The 22,914-nt window shown below is 71.7% G+C and carries 18 protein-coding genes and 1 tRNA gene; 12 read left to right on the forward strand and 7 right to left on the reverse strand.

Annotation, left to right across the window (positions count from 1 at the left end; genetic code table 11):
* Positions 1-3: 3 nt before the first annotated feature.
* The 5 genes from IEZ03_RS27160 to IEZ03_RS27180 are packed head-to-tail and all read left to right on the forward strand — an operon-like array spanning position 4 to position 9,192.
* A complete protein-coding gene (locus IEZ03_RS27160; protein WP_184879843.1) occupies positions 4-1,044 on the forward strand; it encodes an enediyne biosynthesis protein in 1,041 nt (346 codons plus the stop codon).
* Positions 1,041-6,830 (forward strand): type I polyketide synthase, encoded by a 5,790-nt coding sequence (locus tag IEZ03_RS27165; RefSeq protein WP_184879841.1) that lies wholly within the window; start codon positions 1,041-1,043, stop codon positions 6,828-6,830. Before IEZ03_RS27160 ends, IEZ03_RS27165 begins: the two co-directional genes overlap by 4 nt.
* 3 nt (positions 6,831-6,833) lie before the next feature.
* Positions 6,834-7,274, forward strand: coding sequence for an acyl-CoA thioesterase (locus IEZ03_RS27170; protein WP_132043023.1), 441 nt, complete (start codon positions 6,834-6,836; stop codon positions 7,272-7,274).
* Between the two features lie 5 nt (positions 7,275-7,279).
* Complete coding sequence (locus IEZ03_RS27175) at positions 7,280-7,831, forward strand: flavin reductase family protein (protein ID WP_184890309.1); 552 nt, start codon at positions 7,280-7,282, stop codon at positions 7,829-7,831.
* Positions 7,828-9,192, forward strand: a complete 1,365-nt coding sequence (locus tag IEZ03_RS27180; protein WP_184879839.1) for a cytochrome P450 — start codon at positions 7,828-7,830, stop codon at positions 9,190-9,192. The genes IEZ03_RS27175 and IEZ03_RS27180 overlap by 4 nt, the downstream gene beginning before the upstream one ends.
* Positions 9,193-9,279: 87 nt before the next feature.
* Here IEZ03_RS27180 and IEZ03_RS27185 read toward each other — a convergent pair whose 3' ends face one another.
* Positions 9,280-10,167 carry a helix-turn-helix transcriptional regulator gene (locus IEZ03_RS27185; RefSeq protein ID WP_268248563.1) on the reverse strand — a complete coding sequence of 296 codons (888 nt, stop codon included), beginning with the start codon at positions 10,165-10,167 and terminating at the stop codon, positions 9,280-9,282.
* 334 nt (positions 10,168-10,501) lie between these two features.
* Here IEZ03_RS27185 and IEZ03_RS27190 point away from each other — a divergent pair.
* Positions 10,502-10,575: transfer RNA gene (locus IEZ03_RS27190), tRNA-Leu, on the forward strand.
* A 43-nt stretch (positions 10,576-10,618) separates the two neighbouring features.
* Here IEZ03_RS27190 and IEZ03_RS27195 read toward each other — a convergent pair.
* Positions 10,619-12,199: a 4-hydroxyphenylacetate 3-hydroxylase family protein gene (locus IEZ03_RS27195; protein ID WP_229808610.1), complete on the reverse strand. Its 1,581-nt coding sequence runs from the start codon at positions 12,197-12,199 to the stop codon at positions 10,619-10,621.
* A gap of 244 nt (positions 12,200-12,443) precedes the next feature.
* On the opposite strand from IEZ03_RS27195, the gene IEZ03_RS27200 reads away from it, so the two are divergent.
* Complete coding sequence (locus tag IEZ03_RS27200) at positions 12,444-12,920, forward strand: SgcJ/EcaC family oxidoreductase (RefSeq protein ID WP_132043017.1); 477 nt, start codon at positions 12,444-12,446, stop codon at positions 12,918-12,920.
* A 30-nt stretch (positions 12,921-12,950) separates the two neighbouring features.
* Complete coding sequence (locus IEZ03_RS27205; RefSeq protein ID WP_184879833.1) at positions 12,951-13,406, forward strand: SgcJ/EcaC family oxidoreductase; 456 nt, start codon at positions 12,951-12,953, stop codon at positions 13,404-13,406.
* 163 nt (positions 13,407-13,569) lie between these two features.
* Here the strand turns inward: IEZ03_RS27205 and IEZ03_RS27210 are convergent, their stop codons facing one another.
* Together IEZ03_RS27210 and IEZ03_RS27215 are read right to left on the reverse strand one after the other, a co-directional pair.
* Complete coding sequence (locus IEZ03_RS27210; protein ID WP_184879830.1) at positions 13,570-15,162, reverse strand: GMC family oxidoreductase; 1,593 nt, start codon at positions 15,160-15,162, stop codon at positions 13,570-13,572.
* Between the two features lie 125 nt (positions 15,163-15,287).
* Complete coding sequence (locus IEZ03_RS27215; protein ID WP_229808611.1) at positions 15,288-16,469, reverse strand: acyl-CoA dehydrogenase family protein; 1,182 nt, start codon at positions 16,467-16,469, stop codon at positions 15,288-15,290.
* Positions 16,470-16,687: 218 nt separating this feature from the next.
* On the opposite strand from IEZ03_RS27215, the gene IEZ03_RS27220 reads away from it, so the two are divergent.
* Positions 16,688-17,152 carry a peroxiredoxin gene (locus tag IEZ03_RS27220; protein ID WP_184879828.1) on the forward strand — a complete coding sequence of 155 codons (465 nt, stop codon included), beginning with the start codon at positions 16,688-16,690 and terminating at the stop codon, positions 17,150-17,152.
* Positions 17,153-17,237: 85 nt separating this feature from the next.
* Here IEZ03_RS27220 and IEZ03_RS27225 read toward each other — a convergent pair whose 3' ends face one another.
* The gene (locus tag IEZ03_RS27225) at positions 17,238-18,014 is read right to left on the reverse strand and encodes a tryptophan 2,3-dioxygenase (RefSeq protein ID WP_229808612.1); all 777 of its coding nucleotides are present in this window, start codon (positions 18,012-18,014) and stop codon (positions 17,238-17,240) included.
* Positions 18,015-18,211: 197 nt separating this feature from the next.
* Here IEZ03_RS27225 and IEZ03_RS27230 point away from each other — a divergent pair, with 197 nt between their 5' ends.
* Positions 18,212-19,024, forward strand: a complete 813-nt coding sequence (locus tag IEZ03_RS27230; protein WP_221480541.1) for an SDR family NAD(P)-dependent oxidoreductase — start codon at positions 18,212-18,214, stop codon at positions 19,022-19,024.
* Positions 19,024-19,869 carry an alpha/beta hydrolase gene (locus tag IEZ03_RS27235; protein WP_184879824.1) on the forward strand — a complete coding sequence of 282 codons (846 nt, stop codon included), beginning with the start codon at positions 19,024-19,026 and terminating at the stop codon, positions 19,867-19,869. The genes IEZ03_RS27230 and IEZ03_RS27235 overlap by 1 nt, the downstream gene beginning before the upstream one ends.
* A 24-nt stretch (positions 19,870-19,893) precedes the next feature.
* Here the strand turns inward: IEZ03_RS27235 and IEZ03_RS27240 are convergent, their stop codons facing one another.
* Both IEZ03_RS27240 and IEZ03_RS27245 read right to left on the reverse strand, forming a co-directional pair.
* Positions 19,894-20,658 carry a TylF/MycF family methyltransferase gene (locus IEZ03_RS27240; RefSeq protein ID WP_184879822.1) on the reverse strand — a complete coding sequence of 255 codons (765 nt, stop codon included), beginning with the start codon at positions 20,656-20,658 and terminating at the stop codon, positions 19,894-19,896.
* Positions 20,659-20,774: 116 nt separating this feature from the next.
* Positions 20,775-22,106, reverse strand: coding sequence for an acyltransferase family protein (locus tag IEZ03_RS27245; protein ID WP_184879820.1), 1,332 nt, complete (start codon positions 22,104-22,106; stop codon positions 20,775-20,777).
* Between the two features lie 241 nt (positions 22,107-22,347).
* Between IEZ03_RS27245 and IEZ03_RS27250 the strand changes: the two genes are divergently transcribed.
* Positions 22,348-22,770, forward strand: coding sequence for a DoxX family protein (locus IEZ03_RS27250; protein ID WP_184879818.1), 423 nt, complete (start codon positions 22,348-22,350; stop codon positions 22,768-22,770).
* The last annotated feature ends 144 nt before the right edge of the window (positions 22,771-22,914 follow it).

Below are 22,914 nucleotides of genomic sequence, written 5' to 3' on the forward strand. Positions count from 1 at the left end.
AACATGCCCGAGACCAAGCAGTCGCCCCAGACCGAGCAACCGCCCGAGGCGAAGCCGGCACCGCGCCACGACCCGAAGGTCACCACGGCCCTGCGCCGCTTCGCGATCTCGATCAGCATCTTCAACCTCTTCGGGTACACCATCCTGGGCTTCGAGCAGCCCTGGCTGTGGCCGTTCATCGCGCTGGCCACCGGCTACACGGTGGAGATCGCCCTGGAGGCGCTGGCGTCGCGGATCGAGGCCCGCGCGCCGCGCTACAAGGGCAACGGCCCCCGCGGGCTGATCGAGTTCCTCTTCCCCGCGCACATCACCAGCCTGGCCATGAACATGCTGCTGTACGTCAACGACCGGGTCGAGGTCATGATGTTCGGCGTGCTGGTGGCCGTCGGCACCAAGTGGGTCCTGCGGGCGCCGGTGCGCGGCAGGCTGCGGCACTACATGAACCCCTCGAACTTCGGGATCACGATCGTGCTCCTGCTGTTCCCCTGGGCCAGCATCGCGCCGCCCTACCACTTCACCGAGAACGTCACCGGCGTCATCGACTGGCTGGTCCCGGCGATCATCATCGTCGGCGGCACCATGATCAACGGCAAGCTGACCGGCCGGATGTGGCTGATCATGGGCTGGGTCAGCATCTTCGCGGTGCAGAGCATCGTGCGCGGGCTGATCCTGGACGTCTCGACCGCGGGCGCCCTGATCATGATGTCCGGCGTCGCGTTCGTGCTGTTCACCAACTACATGATCACCGACCCCGGCACCACCCCGTCCCACCCGGCCGCCCAGTTCGCCTTCGGCGGCGCGGTCGCGATCGTCTACGGCTTCCTCACCGGCGCCAGCATCGCCTACGGCATCTTCTTCGCCACCGCGATCGTCTGCCTGGGCCGGGGCCTTTTCCACTGGTCGCTGCACTTCATCGAGCAGGCCCGCAAGCGCTCGGCGCCGCCGGCCGGGGTGGAGACCCCCGCGGCCACATTCCTCAGCTCGGCCAACGGGGCGTCCGCGCCCGGGACGCCCGGCTCTGAGAAGGAGGTCGTTCCTGCATGACCAGGATCGCGATCGTGGGCATGGCGTGCCGCTATCCGGACGCCACGTCACCGAAGGAACTCTGGGAAAACGCGCTGGCCGGGCGCCGCGCGTTCCGCCGCCTGCCCGATGTGCGGATGCGCCTGGCCGACTACTGGGACGCGGACCCGGCCGCGCCGGACCGCTTCTACGCCCGCATGGCCGCGGTGATCGAAGGCTACGAGTTCGACCGCATCGGCTACCGGGTCGCGGGCAGCACCTACCGCTCCACCGACCTGACGCACTGGCTGGCGCTGGACACCGCGGCACAGGCCCTGTCCGACGCGGGGTTCCCGATGGGCGAGGGCCTGCCGCGCGAGCGCGTCGGCGCGATCGTGGGCAACACGCTCACCGGGGAGTTCTCCCGCGCGAACGTGATGCGGCTGCGCTGGCCCTACGTCAGCCGGACGGTGTCCGCCGCGCTCAAGGAGCAGGGATGGGAGGACGACCGGCTCACGGACTTCCTGTCCGAGCTCGAAGAGCGGTACAAGAGCTCGTTCCCGCCCATCGACGAGGACTCCCTGGCGGGCGGCCTGGCCAACACCATCGCCGGCCGGCTGTGCAACTACTTCGATTTCAACGGCGGCGGCTACACCGTCGACGGGGCCTGCTCGTCCTCGCTGCTGTCGGTGGCGACGGCGGGCGGCCTGCTCGCCGACGGTGACATCGACGTCGCCGTCGCCGGCGGCGTCGACCTGTCGATCGACCCGTTCGAGCTCATCGGGTTCGCCAAGACCGGGGCCCTGGCCCGGAGCGAGATGCGCGTGTACGACCGCAACTCCAACGGGTTCTGGCCCGGCGAGGGCTGCGGCATCGTCGTCCTCATGCGCGAGGAGGACGCGCTGGCGGCCGGGCGCCGCATCTACGCCACCATCGCGGGCTGGGGGATCTCCTCCGACGGCAAGGGCGGCATCACCCGCCCGGAGATCGACGGGTACCGGCTGGCGCTGCGGCGCGCCTACGAGCGCGCCGGGTTCGGCATCGACACGGTCGAGCTGTTCGAGGGCCACGGCACCGGCACCGAGGTCGGCGACAAGACCGAGCTGACGGCGCTGACGCAGTCCCGGGCGGCGGCCGACGCCGCCCGGCCGGCCGCGATCAGCTCGATCAAGGGCATGATCGGGCACACCAAGGCCGCCGCCGGGGTCGCCGGGCTCATCAAGGCCGCCATGGCGGTCCAGCAGGAGGTGCTGCCGCCCGCGATCGGCTGCGTCGAGCCGCACCCGGTGCTGGGCGAGGAGCCGCGGATGCTGCGGACCCTGCGCGCCGCCGAGCCGTGGCCCGAGGGCGTCCCGGTCCGGGCGGGCATCACCGCGATGGGGTTCGGCGGGATCAACAGCCACGTCGTCCTGGACAAGGCGGGCGCGCGCCGGCGCACCCCGCTCGACGCCAGGACCAGGTCGCTGGCCCGCTCGGCGCAGGACGCCGAGCTGCTGCTGCTCGACGCCGGTTCGCCCGAGGAGCTGCGGGACGCGCTGACCGAGCTGATCGACTTCGTCCCGGCGCTGGCCTACGCGCAGCTCGCCGACCTGGCCGGCGTGCTCCAGGGCCGATTACGCGGGCTGCCCTACCGGGCGGCGGTGGTCGTCTCGTCCCCCGAGGACGCCGTGGCGCGGCTGAGCCAGGTGCGCTCCGCCCTGGACGCCGGCGAGACCGCCCTGGCGGGCAACGACGGCCGCGTCTTCTACGGGCACGCGAGCACGGAAGGACGGATCGGCTTCCTCTTCCCCGGGCAGGGCTCGGGCGGCGGCAGCGGCGGCGGCGCACTGCGCCGCCGTTTCGCCGAGGTGGCCGAGGTGTACGCGGGGGCGGCGCTGCCGGTCAACGGCTCCACGGTCGCCACCGCCGTCGCCCAGCCCCGCATCATCACCGGCTCGCTGGCGGGCCTGCGGGCGCTGTCGCTGCTGGGCCTGCAAGCCGGCGTCGCGGTCGGGCACAGCCTCGGCGAGCTCGCGGCGCTGCACTGGGCCGGTGTGATGGACGCCGGCCGCGTGCTGCGGCTGGCCCGGATCCGCGGCGAGGTCATGACCGAGCGGTCCGCGACCGGCTCCATGGCCGGTGTGGCGGCGCCCGCGGACCGGGTGCGCGAGCTGATCGGCGACCTGCCGGTGGCGATCGCCGGGCACAACGGCCCGCACCAGACCGCCGTCGCCGGTCCCGACGATGCCATCGAGGCGTTCGTCCGGACGGCGGAGGCGGCCGGGGTCTCCTCGACGCGGCTGCGGGTCTCGCACGCCTTCCACTCGCCGCAGATGGCGCCGTCGGCGGACGCCTTCCGCGACGCGCTCGCCGGCGAGGACTTCGGGCCGGTCGCCGGACGGGTGATCTCCACGGTCACGGCGGACCGGCTGCCCCCGGGCACCGACGTGCGGGACCTGCTGTACCGGCAGATCACCGATCCGGTGCTGTTCGCCGAGGCGGTGGAGCTGGCGGCCAAGGACAGCGACCTGCTGGTCGAGGTCGGCCCGGGCCGGGTCCTCACCGGCCTGGCCTCGGCGATCACCGATGTGCCCACGCTGGCGCTGGACACCGACGCCGAGTCCATCGGCGGGCTGCTGGCGGTGGCGGGCGCGGCGTACACGCTCGGCGCGGACGTCGACCTCACCCCGCTGTTCCACGGGCGGCTGCTGCGGCCGCTGGAGATCGGGGCGGAGTTCTCGTTCTTCGCCAGCCCCTGCGAGCAGGCGCCCGAGTTCGAGGTCGCCGCGCCGCGTCCGGCCGGCGCGCCGGCGGACGGCGCGGGCGGGCCGCAGGGCGCCGCGACCGGCGAGAGCACCCTGGAGATGCTGCGCCGGCTGGCGGCCACCCGCGCCGAACTGCCGGTGGAGCTCGTCCGGGACGACAGCCACCTGCTCGACGAGCTGCACCTCAGCTCCATCACCGTGGGGCAGCTCGTCAACGACGCTGTCACGCAGAAGGGACTGGGCGCCGCGCACGCGCCCACCAACTTCGCCACCGCGACGCTGAAGGAGCTGGCGGAGGCACTGGACGAGCTGGCCGCGGCCGGCGCCCCCGACAGCGGGCCCGCCGACCTGGTCACGGGCGCCGCGACCTGGTCCAGGGCGTTCCGCGTGGATCTCGACGAGCTGCCGCTGCCGCCGCGCGGCACGCCGGACGACAACGCCGCCTGGCAGGTCTTCGCGCCCGGCGGGGGCGAGCCGGCCGAGCGGCTGCGCCGCGCGCTCGAACGCGAGCACGTCGGCGCGGGCGTCCTGGTCTGCCTGCCCGAAGGGTGCGCGGAGCGGGACGTGGAGGCGGCCCTGCAGGGCGCGAAGACGGCGCTCGGCGGCACGCCGGGAACCCGGTTCGTGCTGCTGCAGCACGACCTCGAACACGACCGCGGCGCGGCGGGGCTGGCCAAGACGCTGCGGCTGGAGGCGCCCCACCTGCGCGTCACGATCGTGCACGCCCCGGCCGGGCCGGAAACGGTCGACCGGGTGGTGGCCGAGGTCGCGGCGACCACGAGCTTCACCGAGTGCTACTACGACGCCGAGGGCGTGCGGAGGGTCCCCACCCTGCGCGCCATGCCCGTGGCGCCGGAGCGGCCGCGGCAACCGCTCGGGCAGGACGACGTCCTGCTGGTCACCGGTGGCGGGAAGGGCATCACGGCCGAGTGCGCGCTGGCCGTGGCCACCGACGCGGGCGCGAGCCTGGCCGTGCTCGGCCGCTCGGACCCGGCCGACGATGCCGAACTGGCCGCCAACCTGCAGCGGATGCGGGACGCGGGCGTCCAGGTGCACTACGCCAGGGCCGACGTGACCGACGCGGAGCAGGTGCGGGCGGCGGTCGCGGAGGCGTCCGGGGCGCTCGGGCCGGTCACCGCCGTCCTGCACGGCGCCGGACGCAACGAGCCCAACGGGCTCGCCGGGCTCGAGATCGAGCACTTCCAGCGCACCTTCGCCCCCAAGGTGGACGGCCTGCGCAACGTCCTGGACGCGGTGCGGCCGGAGCGGCTGCGGCTGCTGGTGACGTTCGGCAGCATCATCGGACGCTCGGGGCTGCGCGGCGAGGCCCACTACGCCACCGCCAACGAGTGGCTCGCCGGACTGACCCGCGAATTCGGCGACAGGAATCCCGAATGCCGGGTCCTGTGCGTGGAGTGGTCGGTCTGGGGCGGCGTCGGCATGGGCGAACGGCTCTCGGTCGTGGAGTCGCTGTCCCGCGAGGGCATCGCGCCGATCTACCCCGACGAGGGCGTGCGGATCATGCGGCGGCTGGTCGCCGACCCGGACGCTCCCCCCGTCGTGGTGGTCAGCGGCCGCGCGGAGGGCGTCGACACGGTCCGGCGGGACCTGCCCGCGCTGCCGCTGCTGCGGTTCGTGGAGCGCCCCCTGATCCGCTACCACGGCGTCGAGCTGGTCACCGAGGTCGAGCTCAACGCGGGGACCGACCGCTACCTGGAGGACCACCTGCTGGACGGCAACATGCTGTTCCCGGCCGTGTTCGGCATGGAGGCCATGGCCCAGGTGGCCGCGGCCACCACCGGATGGACCGGCACCCCGGTGATCGAGGGCGCGGAGTTCCTGCGGCCCATCGTGGTGCCCGCGGACGGCGGCAGGACGGTCCGGATCGCGGCGGTCGTCACGTCCGACGACGCGGTGGACGTGGCCATCCGCAGCGCGGAGACCGACTTCGCCGCCGACCACTTCCGCGCCCGGCTCCGCTACGGCTCGGCGGCCGTCCCCGACGGCCCGCCCGACCAGGTGGCCGACGGCCTGCCCGCGGTGCCGCTCGACCCGGCCGCGGACCTGTACGACGGCCTGCTCTTCCAAGGCCGGCGCTTCCAGCGGCTGCGCGGCTACCACCGCGCCGCCGCCAAGGACGTCGACGCCGACATCGCCGCCGACGACACCACCGACTGGTTCGCCGGCTTCCTTCCCGGCGAGCTGCTGCTGGGCGATCCCGGCGCGCGGGACGCGCTCATGCACGGCAACCAGGTGTGCGTCCCCCACGGGACGCTGCTGCCGTCCGGCATCGACCGGCTCCACCCGGGCGGCGCCCGGATGGCCGAGGCGGGCGACCTCAGGTACTGCGCCACCGAGCGGCTCCGCGACGGCGACACCTACGTGTACGACATCGCGGTGCGCGACGGCGACGGCGCCGTGGTCGAGCGCTGGGAGGGCCTGCGCCTGCGGGCCGTCCGCAAGGGCGACGGCCGGGGCCCCTGGGTTCCCGCGCTCGTCGGGCCCTACATGGAGCGGTCGCTGGACGACCTCTTCGAGGACGTTCCGGTGCGGGTCGCCGTCGAACCCGACGCCCCCTCCGGGGCGGCGGACGAGGGCGATCGCCGGGCGCGCACCGCGCTCGCCGCGAGCCGGGCGCTCGGCCGCGAGGTCGCGCTCCGGTACCGGACGGACGGCAAACCCGAGCTCGACGGCGAGACGGCGGTCTCCGCATCGCACGGCGCGGGGGTCACCCTGTGCGTCGCGGCGGAGGGAGCGGTCGTCGGCTGCGACGTGGAGACCGTGGCGGAACGGCCGGAGGCGGCGTGGCAGGGCCTGCTGGGCCCGCACACCGCGCTCGCCGGGCTGCTCGCCGCGGAGACAGGTGAAGGGGCGGACGTCTCCGCGACCCGCGTGTGGACGGCCCTGGAGTGCCTCCAGAAGGCCGGCGTCCCCCCGGGGGCGCCGCTGACCCTGACACCGGTCCGGCAGGACGGCTGGACGCTGCTCGCCTCCGGGGACCTGCGGATCGCGACGCTGGTCACCCGCCTTCGCGACGTGCCCGAGCCCGTGGTGCTCGCCGTACTCATCAAGGGAAGGGGCTGACCGATGGACACCTACTTCGAATACCTGCACACCGTGGGTTTCGAGGAGACCAACCTCGTCGGCAACGTGTACTACGTCAACTACCTGCGCTGGCAGGGCCGGTGCCGGGAGATGTTCCTGCAGGAGCGCGCCCCCGCCGTCCTGGAGGACCTGCAGTCCGACCTCAAGCTGTTCACGCTGCGGGTGGACTGCGAGTTCTTCGCGGAGATCACCGCGTTCGACCGCCTGTCGATCCGGATGCGGCTGGTCGAGCTGGCCCAGACGCAGCTGGAGTTCGCCTTCGACTACGTCCATCTCGGCGAGGGCGGCGAGCGGCTGGTCGCGCGGGGGCGGCAGCGGGTGGCGTGCATGCGCGGCCCGAACACCCGGACCGTGCCCAGCCGCGTCCCCGACTCGCTGGTGCAGGCGCTCGAACCGTACACGCGGCAACGTCGAGCGGCGTGACGGCGATGGCCGAGACGACGAGCGACCGCACGGACGGGCCTTTATCGAGCCCCACTGAGATCAAGAAGCTGCGCGAGGCGTTCGGGGCCTTCGCCACCGGCGTCACGGTGATCACCACCGGGGGCCCCGCGCCGCACGGCATGACCGCGAACTCCTTCTCCTCGGTGTCCCTGGACCCGCCGCTGGTCCTGGTCTGCGTGGACCGCAGCGCGGTCATGCACCGGACCCTCGCCGCGGCGGGCTCCTTCGGGATCTCCGTGCTGGCCTCCCACCAGGAGTCGGTGGCGCGGCATTTCGCCAACCGGCGCCGCCCGCTGGGGATCGGCCAGTTCGAGGGGATCCGGTGGCGGCCGGGCCGGCGCACCGGGGCCCCGATGATCGAGGACGCGGTCGCCCATTTCGAATGCGACCTGTGGCGCTCCTACGACGGCGGCGACCACACCATCTTCCTCGGCCGGCTGCTCTCGCTGGCCCGCGAACCCGACGAGTCGGGCCTGCTGTTCTGCCACGGGCGGTTCCACCGCCTCGACCCCGAGCCAAGGGAGCTGTCGGCATGACCACCACCGTGCCCGCCACCGCGCGGCGGGCCTGGACGGGACCGCCGCGCACGGCGACGCCCGCGATGCTGCGCAAACTGCTCAAGGACCGGATCGGGCTGATGTCGTGGGCCGCGAACACCTACGGCGACGCGGTCAAGCTGTCCATCGGGCCGGTCACGCTGTATTTCGTCAACCATCCCGACCACGCCAAGCACGTCCTCACCGACAACGCGGACAACTACCACAAGGGGTTCGGGCTCGCCCAGGCCAAGCGCGCCCTGGGCGACGGGCTGCTCACCAGCGAGGGCGAGCTGTGGCGCAAGCAGCGCAAGGTGATCCAGCCCGCGTTCCAGCATCGGCGGATGGCGCGGTACGCCGACGTCATCACCGACGAGGCGGCGAAGCTGGTCGCGCGGCTGCGCGAGCGCGGCGGCGGCGGGCCGGTCCAGATGACGGACGAGCTGACCGGCCTCACGCTGGGCGTGCTCGGCCGCACCCTGCTCGACGCCGACCTCGGGGACTTCGATTCGCTCGGGGCGTCGTTCGAGGCCGTCCAGGACCAGGCCATGTTCGAGGCCACGACGCTCAGCAAGGTGCCGGTGTGGGTGCCGCTGCCCAAGCAGGTGCGGCTGCGCCGGGCCCGCCGCGACCTGCAGCGGGTCGTGGACCGGCTGGTGACCGGCCGCGAGGTGCGGGACGGCGGGGCGGACGACGACGTGCTGTCCCGCCTGATCGTGTCCACCCGGCAGGAGACCGACCACCGCGTCGGCCGCCAGCGCATGCGGGACGAGCTGGTCACGCTCCTGCTCGCGGGGCACGAGACCACCGCGAGCACGCTCGGGTGGACGCTCTGGCTGCTCGACCGGCACCCGGAGGTGCTGGAGCGGGTGCGCGCGGAGGCCGTCCAGGTGCTCGGCGACCGCGCACCGAAGTACGAGGACCTGCACGGGCTGACCTACACCTCCACGGTGATCCAGGAGGTGATGCGGCTCTACCCGCCGGTGTGGATGCTGTCCCGGCTCGCGCAGGCCGACGACAGGATCGACGGGCTGCCGATCCCGGCGGGGGCGAACGTCATGGTGTGCCCGTACACCCTGCACCGGCACCCGGCGTTCTGGGACGACCCGGAGCGGTTCGACCCGGACCGGTTCGCCCCCGAGGTCCACGCCGGCCGGCCCCGGTACGCCTACATCCCCTTCGGGGCCGGGCCCCGGTTCTGCGTCGGCAACCATCTCGGCATGATGGAGGCCACCTTCGTCATCGCCATGCTCGCCCGGGAACTGCGGCTGGCCCCCGTCCAGGGGTACAGGGCGTCGGCCGAGCCGATGCTGTCCCTGCGGATGCGCGGCGGGCTGCCGATGACCGTGACACCGCTCTGACCGGCCGTACCGGGTCCGCCGCGGGCGGGCCCGGACCGGCATGCGAAAGGCCCGGCGCGAGTTCTCGCGCCGGGCCTTTCGTGACGGTCAGCCCGCGGGCCTGAAGCCCTGCGCCAGCAGGGCCCCGGGACGCATGTCGGGCAGCGCCGGCAGGATGGGCGGGTCCAGGAGCGTCATGGGACGCATCCGGACGTCGGCCAGGCGGCCCAGCCCCGGCCGGACCACGATCGGGCCCTCAGCGGCCACTGAGAGCCCCTGGTGGTGCGGTGGCCACGACCGCACCTCGTGGAACATGGCGTGGCCGCCGCGGTGCGCGGAACGGCCGGCCCCGTTCGCGGGGCCGCCGTGCGCCCCGGCCCGCCCCTGGTCGTGCTGCTGGGCGCACGCCATCAGGTGCCACACGCCCTCCGGCACGTCCTCGATCGCGTACGGCCCCGGCCCGTCGACCACGGACCAGGCCACCGGCTGGCCGCGGGGCACGAGCTCGCCGAATAAACCGATGAACGCCGGGCCGTCCCAGCCCGGCTCGGTGTACGACAGGTTGCCGCGGATGACGGTGCGGCTCCGGCCCGGGGCGGCCCGTCCCGAGGAGGCACGGCCGGCCTCGGCGATGGCCGGGCGGGAGTCGAGGGCGGACCACGGCAGGAAGCCGCCGAAGCGGCGGTACAGGGTCGGGGACATACCGACGTTGTAGGTGAACCGGGAGCTGAACGTTCCGACGCTGGAGTAGCCGACCAGGTGGCTGATGTCGGTGACCATCAGCTGCGTCGCGGCCAGCAGCTGCTTGGCCTTCTCCAGCCGCACGGCCGACAGGAAGCGGCCGGGGGTCAGCCCCGTGACGCGCTGGAATATGCGTGTGAAGTGGAACTTGCTGTACATGGCCGTCCGTGCCATGTCGTCGATCGTGATCGGCTCCCCGTAATTCTCGTGAAGGGTTTGGATGACCCTTTCGACTACCCGCTCGTCCTCGCGCACGTGCCCGCCCTCCAGAGTTCACGCCCAGCGTTGCCGGAACAACCTCTTTCAGGCTCACCGAGGACCTTTAACGCGCCAAGACCCGGTCGACGTAGCACATTGGCCATGCCCGGGGGTAGCCACTTGGGCAGGGGGGACCCTAGCCACATGGGCGGGGTTGCCTCTGCCGCGGAAGTCAAATAATAGGACAGCACTTCCGGAGACATTCTTCCAAAGTGCGGTGTGGACCCGCCGGCGCCGCCAGCACAACAGGAGATGCACAATACGGACGGCGCGTTGCATCATTTATGGAGTGGTTCCATAGCGACACGGAGCCATTGCGCGACACCCACCGGCCTCCGTAGCCCAACTGGCAGAGGCAAGCCCCTTAAAAGGGTTGAACTGTCGGTTCGAATCCGACCGGAGGCACCGGCCCCACCGGGCCCGGTCCGGCCGGGCCCGGCACGGGCCGTCAGTCGTTCAGCAGCTTCCTGGCGGCGCGCAGGTCGCCGAAGGACTCCAGGTCGGGGACGGTCCAGCCGTCCAGGTCGTACTCGTCGAGGCAGGCGTCGGCGAACGCCTCGAAGTCCGCCAGTTCGCCGCCCGCCGTCTGCGCCGACACGAGCGCCACCCTGGTGTCCTCGTGGTTGCCGGCGTAGTTGCGCTCGTAGAGCTCGTGGCGGCCGCCGAACTCGGTGCCCACCGCGTCCCAGAGCAGCTTCATCACCTTGACCCGCTGCACCGCGTCGGCGCCGTTGGAACCGCGCAGGTACTTGTCCAGGTAGGGGCGCACGTCCGGGTTCCGGAAATCCTCGGCGCTGGAATTGAGGTAGATGAGCCCGCTGGCCACGTCCTGCTCGACGATCTCCTTGACCCTCGGGTAGCCGACCTGCATGAACCACCGGTAGGCCAGGCCGTACTGCGGGTTCGGCAGCACCGCCCCGTTCTTCCATTCGACGGGGTTGCGCGCCGCGGCGTCCGAGAAGGCCCAGAACAGGTTGCGCCAGGCCAGCACCTCACCGAGCCGGGACTGCACCCCGCGGAAGTCCTTGGTGCCGGTGATGTCCAGGGCCTTGGCCAGCAGACCCGCGATGAACTCCAGCTTGACCGCGAGGCGGGTGCAGCCGTGGAAGGTGAACCTCTCCGGGAAACCGGAACGGCCGGTGAAGAGCTGCACCTTGCCGAGGTCGCCGTAGATGAACACGTTCTCCCAGGGGATGAAGACCTTGTCCAGCACCAGCACCGTGTCGTTCTCGTCCATGCGGGACGAGAGCGGGTAGTCGAACGGGCTCCCCATCACCGCGGCGGTGGCGGCATAGGACGGCCGGCAGATCAGCTTCATGCCCGGCGCGTCCATCGGCACGGTCGCGACCAGCGCGAACCGGCGGTCCTTGATCGGCAGCCCGTAGTGCGCGATGAAGTTGTAGTGCGTCAGCGCCGACGCGGTCGCGACCACCTTGGCGCCGCTCACCACGACGCCCGCGTCGGTCTCCCGCTCCACGTGGACGAAGACGTCCTCGACCTGGTCGGCGCGCAGCTTGCGGTCCACTGGGGGATGCACGATGGCGTGGTTCCAGTAGAGGACCTTCTCCTGCGACTCCCGGTACCAGCGTCGCGCGTTGTCGGCGAACGGCTCGTAGTACTCGGCGTTGGCGCCGAGCGTGCCGAGGAAGGACGCCTTGTAGTCGGGAGACCGCCCCATCCAGCCGTAGCTCAGCCGCGCCCACGCCGCGATCGCCCGCTGGTGGGCGACCAGGTCCTCGGCGCTGCGCGCGGTGGTGAAGAAGCGGTGCGTGTATCCGTCGCCGCCGGTGTCGGTCGGGCAGGTGAGCACATCGCGGTGCTCCCCCTCGTGCAGGGCGTCATAAAGGCGCGCCGTCATACGGACGGGATTGCGAAAAGCGGCATGCGCGGTCACGTCTTTCACGCGCTCGCCGTAGATATAGATCTCCCTGCCGTCCCGCAGGGACTCGATGTACTCCTGGCCGGTCAGCGGACGGGTCTGCCGCCGTTGCGGGCCCACCTCGGTCGTTACGTCGTGCACGTTCGTCACCGGACCGAATCCTCCACTCGGAAAGGTACCGCTGTGGCCAGAATTGCGCCTGGGCCTCGATTGTGACATGGCCGGGCCGGTGTCTCCTCTTCTGACGTGCGCACTTATCGGCGGACGCCGGGCGGCGGCGCCCGCAATCGGGAAGATGCAGCGGTGCGCGAATAAGGAAAAATAGAAATGACGACGATAGGCCTGGTCATCCGGGCCGTCCGTCATTCGGTGTCACAGAGAAAGGACCGCCGAAATGACCACGACCGCCGAACAGACCGCGGCCAAGAGCGACTTGGACGCCTACTATGGTCCGTTCACCTCGCCCCGGGAGAAGGAGGCCCTGAGCGTGCCGCTGCGCCTCGTGGCCGCCTGGGCGCGCAACGACGCCCAGGGCGTCGCCGACGCGTTCACCGAGGACGGCGTGCTGATCCTGCCCGGCGACGTCTACAAGCGGGGCCGCGAGGAGATCAACGCCTTCATGGCCGCCGCGTACGCCGGCCCCTTCAAGGGCACCGGCGTGACCGGGCGCCCGGTGGACGTCCGTTTCGTCGGCGACGACGTGGCGCTGCTGCGCACCCACGGCGGGATCCTCGCCCCCGGCCAGACCGAGATCGCCCCCGAGCTGGCGGTGCGTTCCACCTGGGTCGTCGTCAAGAAGGACGACGGCCAGTGGTACCTGGCCAGCTACCAGAACAGCCCGCGCGGTGAGGGCGCGACCCTCCGCTGGTAACGCGGACCACAACGAAGCAAGGGAGCTGTCATGTCTAAAGACGCCGCCGCGCTCGTCGAGGGCGCCAAGGAATGGGCGAGCCTCTACGGTGACTTCGCCAACGGCGAGGAGGGCGCCGTGCTCACCGCCCCGCTGCGCCTGCGGGGCGCGTGGGACGCCAACGACGCCGACGCCTTCGCCGACCTGTTCGTCGAGAACGGCAGCATGCTCGTGGGCGACGAGCAGCTGACCGACAAGGATGGCATCCGCGACTACATGTCGAAGGCCTTCGCCGGTGGCTTCAAGGGCTCCAAGCTCTCCGAGAAGCCCCTGGAGGTCAAGCTGCTGAACGACTCGGTCGCGGTCGCGATCATGGAGGGCGGCATCGTCAGGCCGGGGGACGCCGAGGTCCCCGCCGGGCACGCGGTCCGCTCCGTGTACGTGGTCGCCAAGCGCGACGGCGACTGGCACATCGTCTCCCACCAGACCAGCCCCATCGGGGGCTGACCCACCCTAGATCGCGGATGCGCGGTGGTGCCGGGGCACCGCCGCGCACCGTCGTTTTCTGCCCGGTCATCCCAGTTCTGCCCGGTCATCCCCAGCGCGACGAGAAACGTGGGCCGCTCCGCCGGTGACGGAGCGGCCCACGTCTCGGTGGGGAGCGGGGAGGTCAGGCCATGGCGGCGTCACCGACGGCGGTCGGCACCTCGGCGGGCGGGGCGGGGATCCCGCGCACCAGGTCGGCCGCCTTCTCGGCGATGACGATCGCGGAGGCGTTCGGGATGCCGCGGCCGACCTCCGGCATGACGGAGACGTCGGCGACCCGCAGGCCCTCGATCCCCCGCACCCGCAGCTCGGCGTCCACGACCGTCCCCATCGCGCAGGTGCTGGTCGGGTGGAAGATGGACTGGGTGTAGCGGCGGGCGTACTCGCGCAGCTCGGCGTCCGAGTCGTTCTCCGGCGCCCGGAACGCCCCCTCGTTGTAGAGCCGCATCGCCGGCTGCCGCCCCACCTCCATCGCGATCCGGATCCCCGCGACGGCGAGGTCCATGTCGGCCGGATCGGCGTAGTAGTCGTGGACGATCCGGGGCTTGGCCGTCGGGTCCGGCGAGGCCAGCGCCACGAAGCCGCGGCTGCGCGGCGTGGCCACGGCCGGGCCGAAGGAGATCGCGTGGGCGGTCGGCGGGGCCAGCCCGCTGTCGGCGAGCATCCCCGGAGCCGCGAAGAACTGCAGGTCGGGCGCCGGCAGCGCGGGGTCCGTGCGGACGAACCCGCCCGCCTCGGGCCCGTTGGAGGTCAGCGGCCCGCGCCCCTCCTCGGCGAACAGCCGCTGGTTCTCCGGCGCGCCGGCGACCAGCAGGCTGACCGGCTGCGAGTGGGTGTAGATCAGCGGTACCAGCGCGTGGTCCTGCAGGTTCTGCCCGACCTCGGGCAGGTCCAGCGCGACGGGGATGCCCAGCTTGCCGAGCACGTCCGCCGGGCCGACGCCCGACAGCATGAGCAGCTGCGGCGAGTTGTACACCCCGCCCGAGACGATGACCTCCCGCTCCGCGTGCAGGGTGACCTCCGCCCCGGCCCGGCCGCCGGCCACGCCGACGGCACGGCCGCCCTCGATGAGGACCCGGTGCACCTGCAGGTCGGTCTCCACCGTGAGGTTGGGACGGTCCAGCACCGGGTGCAGGAACGCGGACGCCGTGCTGCACCGCCGCCCGTCCCGCTGGGTGACCTGGTAGAAGCCGAACCCGTCCTGGACCGGGCCGTTGAAGTCGTCGTTGGCGGAGTAGCCCAGTTCCACGGCGGCCTGGATGAACGCCGCCGTGCTGGGGTTCTTGGAGCGGTTCTCCGACACGGTGAGCGGGCCGCCCGCGCCGTGGTATGGCGACTCGCCCCGCTCGTTGTCCTCCGACCGCTTGAAGTAGGGCAGCAGTTCGGCGTAGCTCCAGCCCGGCTGGTTCCAGGAGTCGTAGTCCAGCGGGTTGCCGCGCGCGTAGGCCATCGCGTTCATCGAGCTGGTGCCGCCCAGCACCCGGCCGCGCGGCAGGAAGACGCGGCGGCGGTTCAGGAACCGCTCGTCGTGGGTGTCGTAGTCCCAGTCGACCTGGGTGCGGAAGAGCCTGGCGAACATGGCCGGGATGTGGATGTTCGGATGGCTGTCGACCGGGCCCGCCTCGACCAGGCAGACCCGGACGGCGGGATCCTCGCTCAGCCGCGCGGCGAGCACGCAGCCGGCCGATCCCGCACCGACGATCACGTAGTCGTACATCTCCACCTTCTCTGTCTTGCCTGGATGGTGCCTTGCCTGGATAGGGCGAGCGGGCCGGGCGCCGGGGGCCCGGAGAGGTCACCGGGCCTCCGGCGGCGGCCCGCTCGCGGTCGGCTGCCGGTGGGTTAGAAGAACTGCGTGTTGGGCTCCAGCCCGCACTCGACCCGGCCGTAGATCTCGTAGAGGATGTGCGGCGTGTTGAGCGCGTGCTGGGTCAGCGCGTGCAGGTCGCGCCAGCTCCGCTGGATGGCCACGTCGGCGAAGATGGACGAGCCGCCGCTGGCGCCGTAGAGGACGTCCACCGCCTCCAGGGCCCGCTTGCAGGTCGCGCCCATCGCCAGGCGCGCCTCGGCGCGCTCCTGGTCGGTCCACGGCGCGGCCTCGGCCGCCTTGGCGTCGACGAAGTCGGCGATCCGGCGCGCGTGGAACTCCGCCTCGTCGATCGTGACCCTGGCCTCGGCCACCTGCAGGTGGGTGATCGCGGCCTCCCGCTGGCTGGCGTAGCCGGTGTAGGTGATCTTCCGGTCCGGCAGCCGCTCGAAGAAGCAGTCCCAGGCGCCGCGCGCCATGCCGACCACGTTGCCGACCGAGCACGCCGAGGCGACGGCGGCCACCGGCACCTTGTACATGGCGATGTCGGCGTTGCGCACCGACGCCGACTGCTGCGTCATCAGCGCCATCATCGGCAGCACCCGCGCCTCCGGGACGAAGACGTCCTCGGCCACCGTGGTCACGCTGCCGGAGCCGCGCAGCCCGGTGGTGTGCCAGTCGTCCACGATCTCCAGGTCGGCCATCGGGACCAGCGCCAGGACCGGCTCCATCTCCCCGCCCGGCCGCTCCACCAGGGCGATGGCCACCTGCCAGTGGCTGTGCAGCGCGCCGCTCATGAACCCCCAGCGGCCGGTCAGCGTGTAGCCGCCGGGACGGGGGGTCGCCATGGCGCTGGGGCTCAGCGTGCCGCACACCCGCACGTCCGGGGTGGCGTAGACCTCGTCCTGGACCTCGTCCGGGAACAGGCCGACCATCCAGCCGGGGATCTGCCAGACCGAGGTGGTCCAGCCGACCGCCCCGTCGCCGCGGCCGAGCTCGACCGCCACGTCGACCGCGGTGCGGGTGCCGGCCTCGAAGCCGCCGTAGCGGGCCGGGACGCGCAGCCGGAACACTCCGGCGTCGGCCAGCGCCTCGATCACCTCGTCGTGCAGGCGGCGGTTCTCGTCCGCCCAGCCGGCGTGCTTGCGCAGCAGCGGCACCAGGCCCGCCGCGCGCTCGACGATTTCCGCATGGGAGAGCCGTTGAATCGTGGTCACCAGGTCCTCCTGTCGAAGTCTTCGAGACGTGGTGAGCCGCGGTCTCGAAAAATCCCTTTAAAGGGCATCCTGTGCTTCGCGCTTTCCCGGGGCATCTCCACCGTTGCGAAGCTCGGCGATTTTTCGCGGCGAAATTCGGCAAAACCGGAGATGCCGGCCGGGCCGTTCCGGGTCACCATCGACAGGTGTCCACCGCAACCCCAGGAAAGGACGGGCCAATGGCAGTACAGGTCGGAGACGAGGCACCGGATTTCACTCTGCCGGACCAGGACGGCACACCCGTGCGGCTATCGGATTTCCGGGGCGGCAAGAACGTGCTGCTCGTGTTCTATCCGCTCGCGTTCAGCGGCATCTGCGAGGGCGAGCTGTGCGCGCTGCGGGACGACCCGGCGGCCCTGGCCGGGCCGGACGGCGACCCGCAGGTGCTCACGGTCTCGGTCGACTCGATGTTCGCCCACCGCGCGTGGGCCGACCAGCAGGGCTACAAGTTCCCGCTGCTCGCCGACTTCTGGCCGCACGGGAAGGTGGCGCAGGACTACGGCGTCTTCGACGAGGAGCGGGGCGTGGCCGTCCGCGGCACCTTCCTCATCGACAAGGCCGGCGTGGTGCGGTGGTCGGTGGTCAAGGGCATCCCCGAGGCCCGTGACCTGGAGGAGTACCGGAAGGCCCACGCGGCGCTCTGACCGGGCTCCGGGACGGGTGAGGCGCCGGGCCGGCTGTCACCGCCCCGGCGCCTCGGCCGTTTCCGGCCCGCCGCGGTACGCGCCGTCACAGCCGGCTGCGCACGGCCCACAGGTCGGGGTACAGCTGGTGGAACAGGGTGGTCCGCAGGTAGGGCGCCCCGGAGGTACCGCCGGTCCCCGGCTTGTCGCCGATGATGCGCGCGGCCAGCGCCACGTGCCGGTACCGCCACTCCTGCACTCCCTGGTCGATCTCGATCAGCCGGTCGCAGACCTGCGCGGCGAGGGTGTCGTCCAGGTAGACCTGCAGCAGCACCTCCTGCAGTTCGGGCGAGGGCTCCAGCGGCCGGGTCACGTCCCGTTCCAGCAGGTGCCGCGGCACCTCGTAGCCCTGCGTCCCGAGGAACCGCAGCAGCGCGTCGTAGACCGTCGGCCGGCGCAGGTCGGCCTCGATCTGGGTCCGCTCCTGGCCGCCGAGCTGGAAGGTCTCGAACATGCGCGGGTCCCGGCGGCCGAGGACCGCCTCGATCTGCCGGAACTGCGCGGACTGCGCGCCGCTGCCGCCGAGCTTGTGCCGGAAGCTGTTGAACTGGCGCGGGGTGAGGGTCTCGAAGACCTCGGTGGGCGCGGTCAGGGCGCGCAGGATGCCCACCGCGCGCCGCAGCGTGTGGATCGCGCCCGTGGCGGCGCCCTCGACGAACTGCTTCTGGAGATGGTCGAGCTCGTGCCGCAGCAGCTTGAACCACAGCTCGTGGACCTGGTGCGCCACGACGAACAGGAGCTCGTCATGTTCGTCGGAACGCGGCTGCTGCAGCGCCAGGAGTTCGTCCAGTGCCAGATAGGAGTGGTAGTCCGATACCGACATCTCGTCCACGATCACCATTCCGTTCGCTCGGTTCCTTCTCACGATTCCCGAAGCGGGCTCATAAGAGAAGACGCGGTCGGCGATTGGGCACTTTGAAAGGAACGATCGCGTATTTCGGCCGAAATACAGCAAGCAGCGAGTGGTGGGCCCGCCGCCCGTGGCAGCAGAGTGGAACCGACAATGATGGGAGAATTACCGTGCAGCCACGGAACGTGCTCGTCACCGGCGGTTCCAGCGGAATCGGCCGGGCCACCGTGCGGCGCTTCGCCCGCGCGGGAGACCGGGTGTGGTTCACCTACAACCACGGCCGGGACCGCGCCGAGGGCCTGCTCGCCGAACTGGCCGGCGGGACCGGCCACCCCCCGCTGGCGTTCGAGTTCGAGCAGGGCGACTGGCAGAGCCACCAGCGGCTGCTGGCCTCGCTGCCCGGGCCGGTCGACGTCCTGGTCAACAACGCCGCGGTCGGCACCAAGACGGTGGAGCGCTACGCCCCCGACGCCGTGCACCGGCACGACGAGGCGTTCCTGCGGGTGAACAGCGTCGGACCGCTCTGGCTCATCCGGGAGCTGCTGCCGGCGATGCTGGAACGCGGCTACGGCAAGATCGTGAACATCGCGAGCGTCGGCGGCGGCATCGCCCAGTTCCCCGGCTTCCACGTGGCCGACGGGATGAGCAAGGCCGCCCTGGCCTACCTCACCCGGCACCTCGCGGCGCAGCTGTCGCACGCCCCGGTGGAGGTGTTCGCGGTGTGCCCCGGCGCGGTGGAGACCGGCATGCTGGAGGCCAGCACGCTGGCCGCCCTCGGCCCGGAGGAGCGCCGCGACCTGGAGGCCGGGCTGCCCAAGGGGCGGCTGCTCCAGCCGGAGGAGATCGCCGAGCTGGCGTGGTGGGTGTGCGGTGACGGGGCCCGCGCCCTGCACGGCGCCGTGCTCGACGCCTCGCTGGGGCTCGGCGTCCATCCGGGGCTGGTGACCGGGGCGAGGGCCGCCGAACCCGTCCGGGCCGACTGATGGCGACCGCCATGGGGCTGCGGGACCTGCTCTACACGCCCAGCCGCTTCGTCCCCGACATGGACTGGTACGTGCGCGAGTACGCGCGGCGGTCCGAGGACGCCCGCGCGATGCTGCCCTGGGTCGAGCACGCCTACGGCCCGGACCCCGCGGAACGGCTGCTGTTCTTCCCCGCCGCCGGTTCGGCCGCGCCGCTGCAGGTGTTCGTGCACGGCGGGTACTGGCAGGAGTCCAGCAAGGAGGACTCCTGCTTCGCCGCCCCCGACTTCGTCTCCCGGGGCGCCGCCTTCGCCGCGCTCGGGTACGGGCTCGCGCCCGCGTACCGCCTGGACGAGATCGTCGCGATGGTCCGCCGGGGCCTGCTGTGGATCCACCGCAACGCCCGCGCCCTGGGCGTCGACCCCGGGCGCGTCTTCCTGAGCGGCAGTTCGGCGGGGGCGCACCTCGTGGCGATGTTCCTGGAGGACGGACGCCCGGGGCCCGGCACGCCCATCCGGGACGTGGTGCGCGGGGCCACCCTGCTCAGCGGGCTCTACGACCTCGAACCGCTGCGCCGCACCTACATCGGCGCCGCGATCGGGCTGACCCCCGCCGAGTCCGCGCGCAACAGCCCGATCGGGCGGCCGCATCGCGAGCTGCCGCCGCTGGTCGTCGCGCGCGGCGGCGCCGAGACCGAGGCGTTCGCGGACCAGCAGGAACGCTACGTCCGCTCGCTGGAGCGGGCGGGCACGGCCGTCACCGACCTCGTCGTCGGCGGCCGCGACCACTTCGACCTCGCGCTGGGCCTCGGCGACCCGTCCGGTCCGCTGGGCAGGGCGACCCTGGACCTCATGCGGCTGCCGTGAACCCCGGGCGGGTCACCGGGCGGGTCACCGGCCGCGGCGCCAGTACACGCTGAACCGGTCGATCCGCCGCAGCTCGTCGCCCTCGATGCCGTGCGACCGGCGGAAGTCGTCCACGGCGTCCCGGCAGCCGGGCAGCAGGTAGTCGTCCACGATGACGAAGCCCCCCGGAGACAGCTTCGGGTAGAGGGCGCCGAGCGCGTCGGTGGTGGACTCGTAGAGGTCGCCGTCGAGCCGCAGCACCGCGAGCCGCTCGATCGGCGCGGTCGGCAGGGTGTCGCGGAACAGCCCCGCCAGGAACTTCACCCGGTCGTCCAGCAGGCCGTACCGGGCGAAGTTGTCCTTGACGGTCGCCTCGTCGACGGCGAGCACCCCGTTGTGCTCGTGCATGGCCAGGCGGACGTCGTCGGGGTGGCCGCCGTCCGCCACGGGCGGAATGCCCTCGAACGAGTCCGCCACCCAGACGTTGCGGTCGGCTCCGTGAGCCTTGAAGATGCCGCGCGCCAGTATGCACACCCCGCCGCGCCACGCGCCGGTCTCGATGAAGTCGCCGGGCACGTCCTCGGCCAGCACGGTCTCCAGGCACATCTGGACGTTGTCCAGCCGGGCCATCCCGACCATCGTGTGCGCGACGCTGGGCCAGTCGTGGCCGCGCTCGCGCGCTCCCCGGCTGAACTCCGTCCTGGTGAAGACGGGGTTCGGCAGGGGCGGGTCCTCATAGATGACGTTGACGAGGATCTTCTTCAGCAGGTCCACGTAGAGGCCGGCGGCCCCGTTGCTCTGGCTGTCCATCGTTCCCGCCCGGTGGTGAAGGGGGCGAGGGCGCCGCTCCGGTGTCGCGGTTGCAGCGCGGTGGAGTGACGCCCTCGCTCGATTCTGCTGTCGGATCGGATCGGATCGGGCCGGCCTCAGACTAGCGGCGCGGCCTTGTCCGGCGAGGCGCCGTTCGGCTCGCCGGCGGGGACCAGCGCCGGGTCGCCGGCGCCGTTCGCCGCGACGACCGGGCGCCGGGCGGCCAGCGGCGACTCCGGCGGGTCCGGAATCCGCTTGGCGTACTTGCGCGCGATGTTGCTGATCGGCTGCTCGACGAACTTGGCCAGCAGCCACGCGGTCAGCGTGATCACGGCGAAGTAGGCGGCGAAGAGCAGGAAGTTGGCCCAGCCGGGCAGGCCGACCGTCGGATCGCTGATCACCCCGAGATCGGCCAGCCAGATGCGCGGGTAGTCCCAGGCCCCGTCCGTCCTCGGGACCAGCACCATGGTGAACAGGATGAAGAGGATGTGGACCGCGTAGAAGGAGTAGGAGATCCCGCCGAGGAACACGAGCGGGCGTGTCCGGAAGGGCGACCACTTGCCCTCCTGGTCCGCCTTCGCCATGGCCAGGATCAGGATCGCGATCGGGATCATCATGCCGCTGAGGTCGCGGGCCTCGATCGGCAGGAACAGGTTGGTGAGCGTCAGGCCCACCGCGAAGATGACGAACGCCACCGGCACGCTGGGGATGTGCTTCATGCCCCTGAGCATCAGCAGCGCCAGGCACATGCCCAGCACGAACTGGAAGAGCCGGATGGGCGGGAACATCAGCGTGAACCAGTAGATGAAGGCGTTGTCGAAGCCCTCCAGCGGGGCCTGCATGGTCTCGTGCTTGACGGTGAAGGTCTTGCTCGCCAGGTACGGCAGCAGGAACGAGAGCACGACGCACGCCCCCGCCATGATCTGCAGGCCGCGCTTGGTGAAGTGCATGAGCATCATCATCAGGCCGGGGAAGAGCAGGTAGAGGAAGATCTCGTTGCTCAGCGTCCACATGGCCGGGTTGAGGCCCATCAGCACGTCCTGGTGCGGCGTCCAGCCCTGGAGCAGGAAGGTGTGCGCGAGCACGATCTTCCAGTCCGTCCACATGTCGCCCAGCCATCCCCACAGCAGGAACGCCGCCGCGGTGACGACGAAGTACACCGGGTACACCTTGCCGATGCGCTTCACGTAGAAGGAGAGCGTGGACTGGCCGGGCTTGTAGATGTAGGCCAGCACGAAACCGCTCAGGATGAAGAAGTAGTTGATCGGCACCGGCACGAACGCCGTGAACGACTCGTAGAGGAAGGTGTCCGACGCCGCCCGCCCCTCCTGGTCGGGGGCGTAGATCTCAGCGGCCCCCACCGGGGTGGCGAACTGCATCGCCAGGAAGTGCCCGCCGAAGACCAGGAACGCCGCGAGCGCCCTGCCCCCGTTGAGCGACAGCATCATGTCGGGTTTCGGTCGTGCACCGACCTGGCCGCCTGTTGTTCCGTTTTGCATTCTTCTCACTGCCCTCCATCACTCGAGGCGCCAGGTCGCACCGGTCGTCCAAGCCTCCTTTCGGGCAGGTGCCGCCGCATCTTCCACCGTGCGGCGATGGCCGCCGGAGCCGGATAGCGCAATTGCGAAGATGACCGCGCTGGGGTACGTACTTACTGTCGTGCCCAGCACCTCACCAGAGGAGACGACGATGGCTGATGCGACGAGCACTTCCCGACGCCCGGAGACCGAGAGCCGCGGCCGGAGCATCGCGCTCTGGGTGCTGCAGGTCCTGCTGGCGCTGCAATTCCTGGCCGCCGGTTCGGCCAAGCTGTTCGGCGACCAGGCGATGGTGGACATGTTCGCCGACATCGGTGCAGGTCAGTGGTTCCGCTACCTGACCGGCACGCTGGAGGTGGCCGGTGCCGTGGGCCTGCTGATCCCCGTGCTGTCGGGGCTGGCCGCGCTGTGCCTGTCCATCCTGATGACCTGCGCGACGATCACCACCATCGCCGTCCTCGGGGACGCCCCGTGGATGCCGCTGGCGGTGCTGGCCTTCTGCGTGGTGGCCGCCTGGGGCCGCTGGCCGAAGACGGTGGCGCTGCTGGACCGCGTCCGCGGGAAAGGCGACTAGGCCGGGCCCGTCCCGCACCAGCCGGACACCGGGGTGCCCGGGCTCATCTCCCGTGAGATGAGCCCCGGGCACCCCGTCTGGTTTTCCGGCGAGCCCGACCGCGGCATCCGCGAAATACCGACGGGACACCGCCGGTTTCCCGCG

Origin of the sequence: Actinomadura livida (assembly GCF_014648675.1) — a bacterium.
In the GTDB taxonomy this organism is placed as follows: Bacteria; Actinomycetota; Actinomycetes; order Streptosporangiales; family Streptosporangiaceae; genus Spirillospora; species Spirillospora livida.

What these genes read in the sequence shown, in the direction of transcription:
- IEZ03_RS27210 (WP_184879830.1), bottom strand. Translation starts at nt 15,162, where the DNA reads ATGTACGACTACGTGATCGTCGGTGCGGGATCGGCCGGCTGCGTGCTC.
- IEZ03_RS27220 (WP_184879828.1), top strand. Translation starts at nt 16,688, where the DNA reads ATGGCAGTACAGGTCGGAGACGAGGCACCGGATTTCACTCTGCCGGAC.
- IEZ03_RS27160 (WP_184879843.1), top strand. Translation starts at nt 4, where the DNA reads ATGCCCGAGACCAAGCAGTCGCCCCAGACCGAGCAACCGCCCGAGGCG.
- IEZ03_RS27225 (WP_229808612.1), bottom strand. Translation starts at nt 18,014, where the DNA reads ATGTCGGTATCGGACTACCACTCCTATCTGGCACTGGACGAACTCCTG.
- IEZ03_RS27200 (WP_132043017.1), top strand. Translation starts at nt 12,444, where the DNA reads ATGACCACGACCGCCGAACAGACCGCGGCCAAGAGCGACTTGGACGCC.
- IEZ03_RS27240 (WP_184879822.1), bottom strand. Translation starts at nt 20,658, where the DNA reads ATGGACAGCCAGAGCAACGGGGCCGCCGGCCTCTACGTGGACCTGCTG.
- IEZ03_RS27170 (WP_132043023.1), top strand. Translation starts at nt 6,834, where the DNA reads ATGGACACCTACTTCGAATACCTGCACACCGTGGGTTTCGAGGAGACC.
- IEZ03_RS27250 (WP_184879818.1), top strand. Translation starts at nt 22,348, where the DNA reads ATGGCTGATGCGACGAGCACTTCCCGACGCCCGGAGACCGAGAGCCGC.
- IEZ03_RS27180 (WP_184879839.1), top strand. Translation starts at nt 7,828, where the DNA reads ATGACCACCACCGTGCCCGCCACCGCGCGGCGGGCCTGGACGGGACCG.
- IEZ03_RS27245 (WP_184879820.1), bottom strand. Translation starts at nt 22,106, where the DNA reads ATGATGCTGTCGCTCAACGGGGGCAGGGCGCTCGCGGCGTTCCTGGTC.
- IEZ03_RS27165 (WP_184879841.1), top strand. Translation starts at nt 1,041, where the DNA reads ATGACCAGGATCGCGATCGTGGGCATGGCGTGCCGCTATCCGGACGCC.
- IEZ03_RS27175 (WP_184890309.1), top strand. Translation starts at nt 7,280, where the DNA reads ATGGCCGAGACGACGAGCGACCGCACGGACGGGCCTTTATCGAGCCCC.
- IEZ03_RS27205 (WP_184879833.1), top strand. Translation starts at nt 12,951, where the DNA reads ATGTCTAAAGACGCCGCCGCGCTCGTCGAGGGCGCCAAGGAATGGGCG.
- IEZ03_RS27235 (WP_184879824.1), top strand. Translation starts at nt 19,024, where the DNA reads ATGGCGACCGCCATGGGGCTGCGGGACCTGCTCTACACGCCCAGCCGC.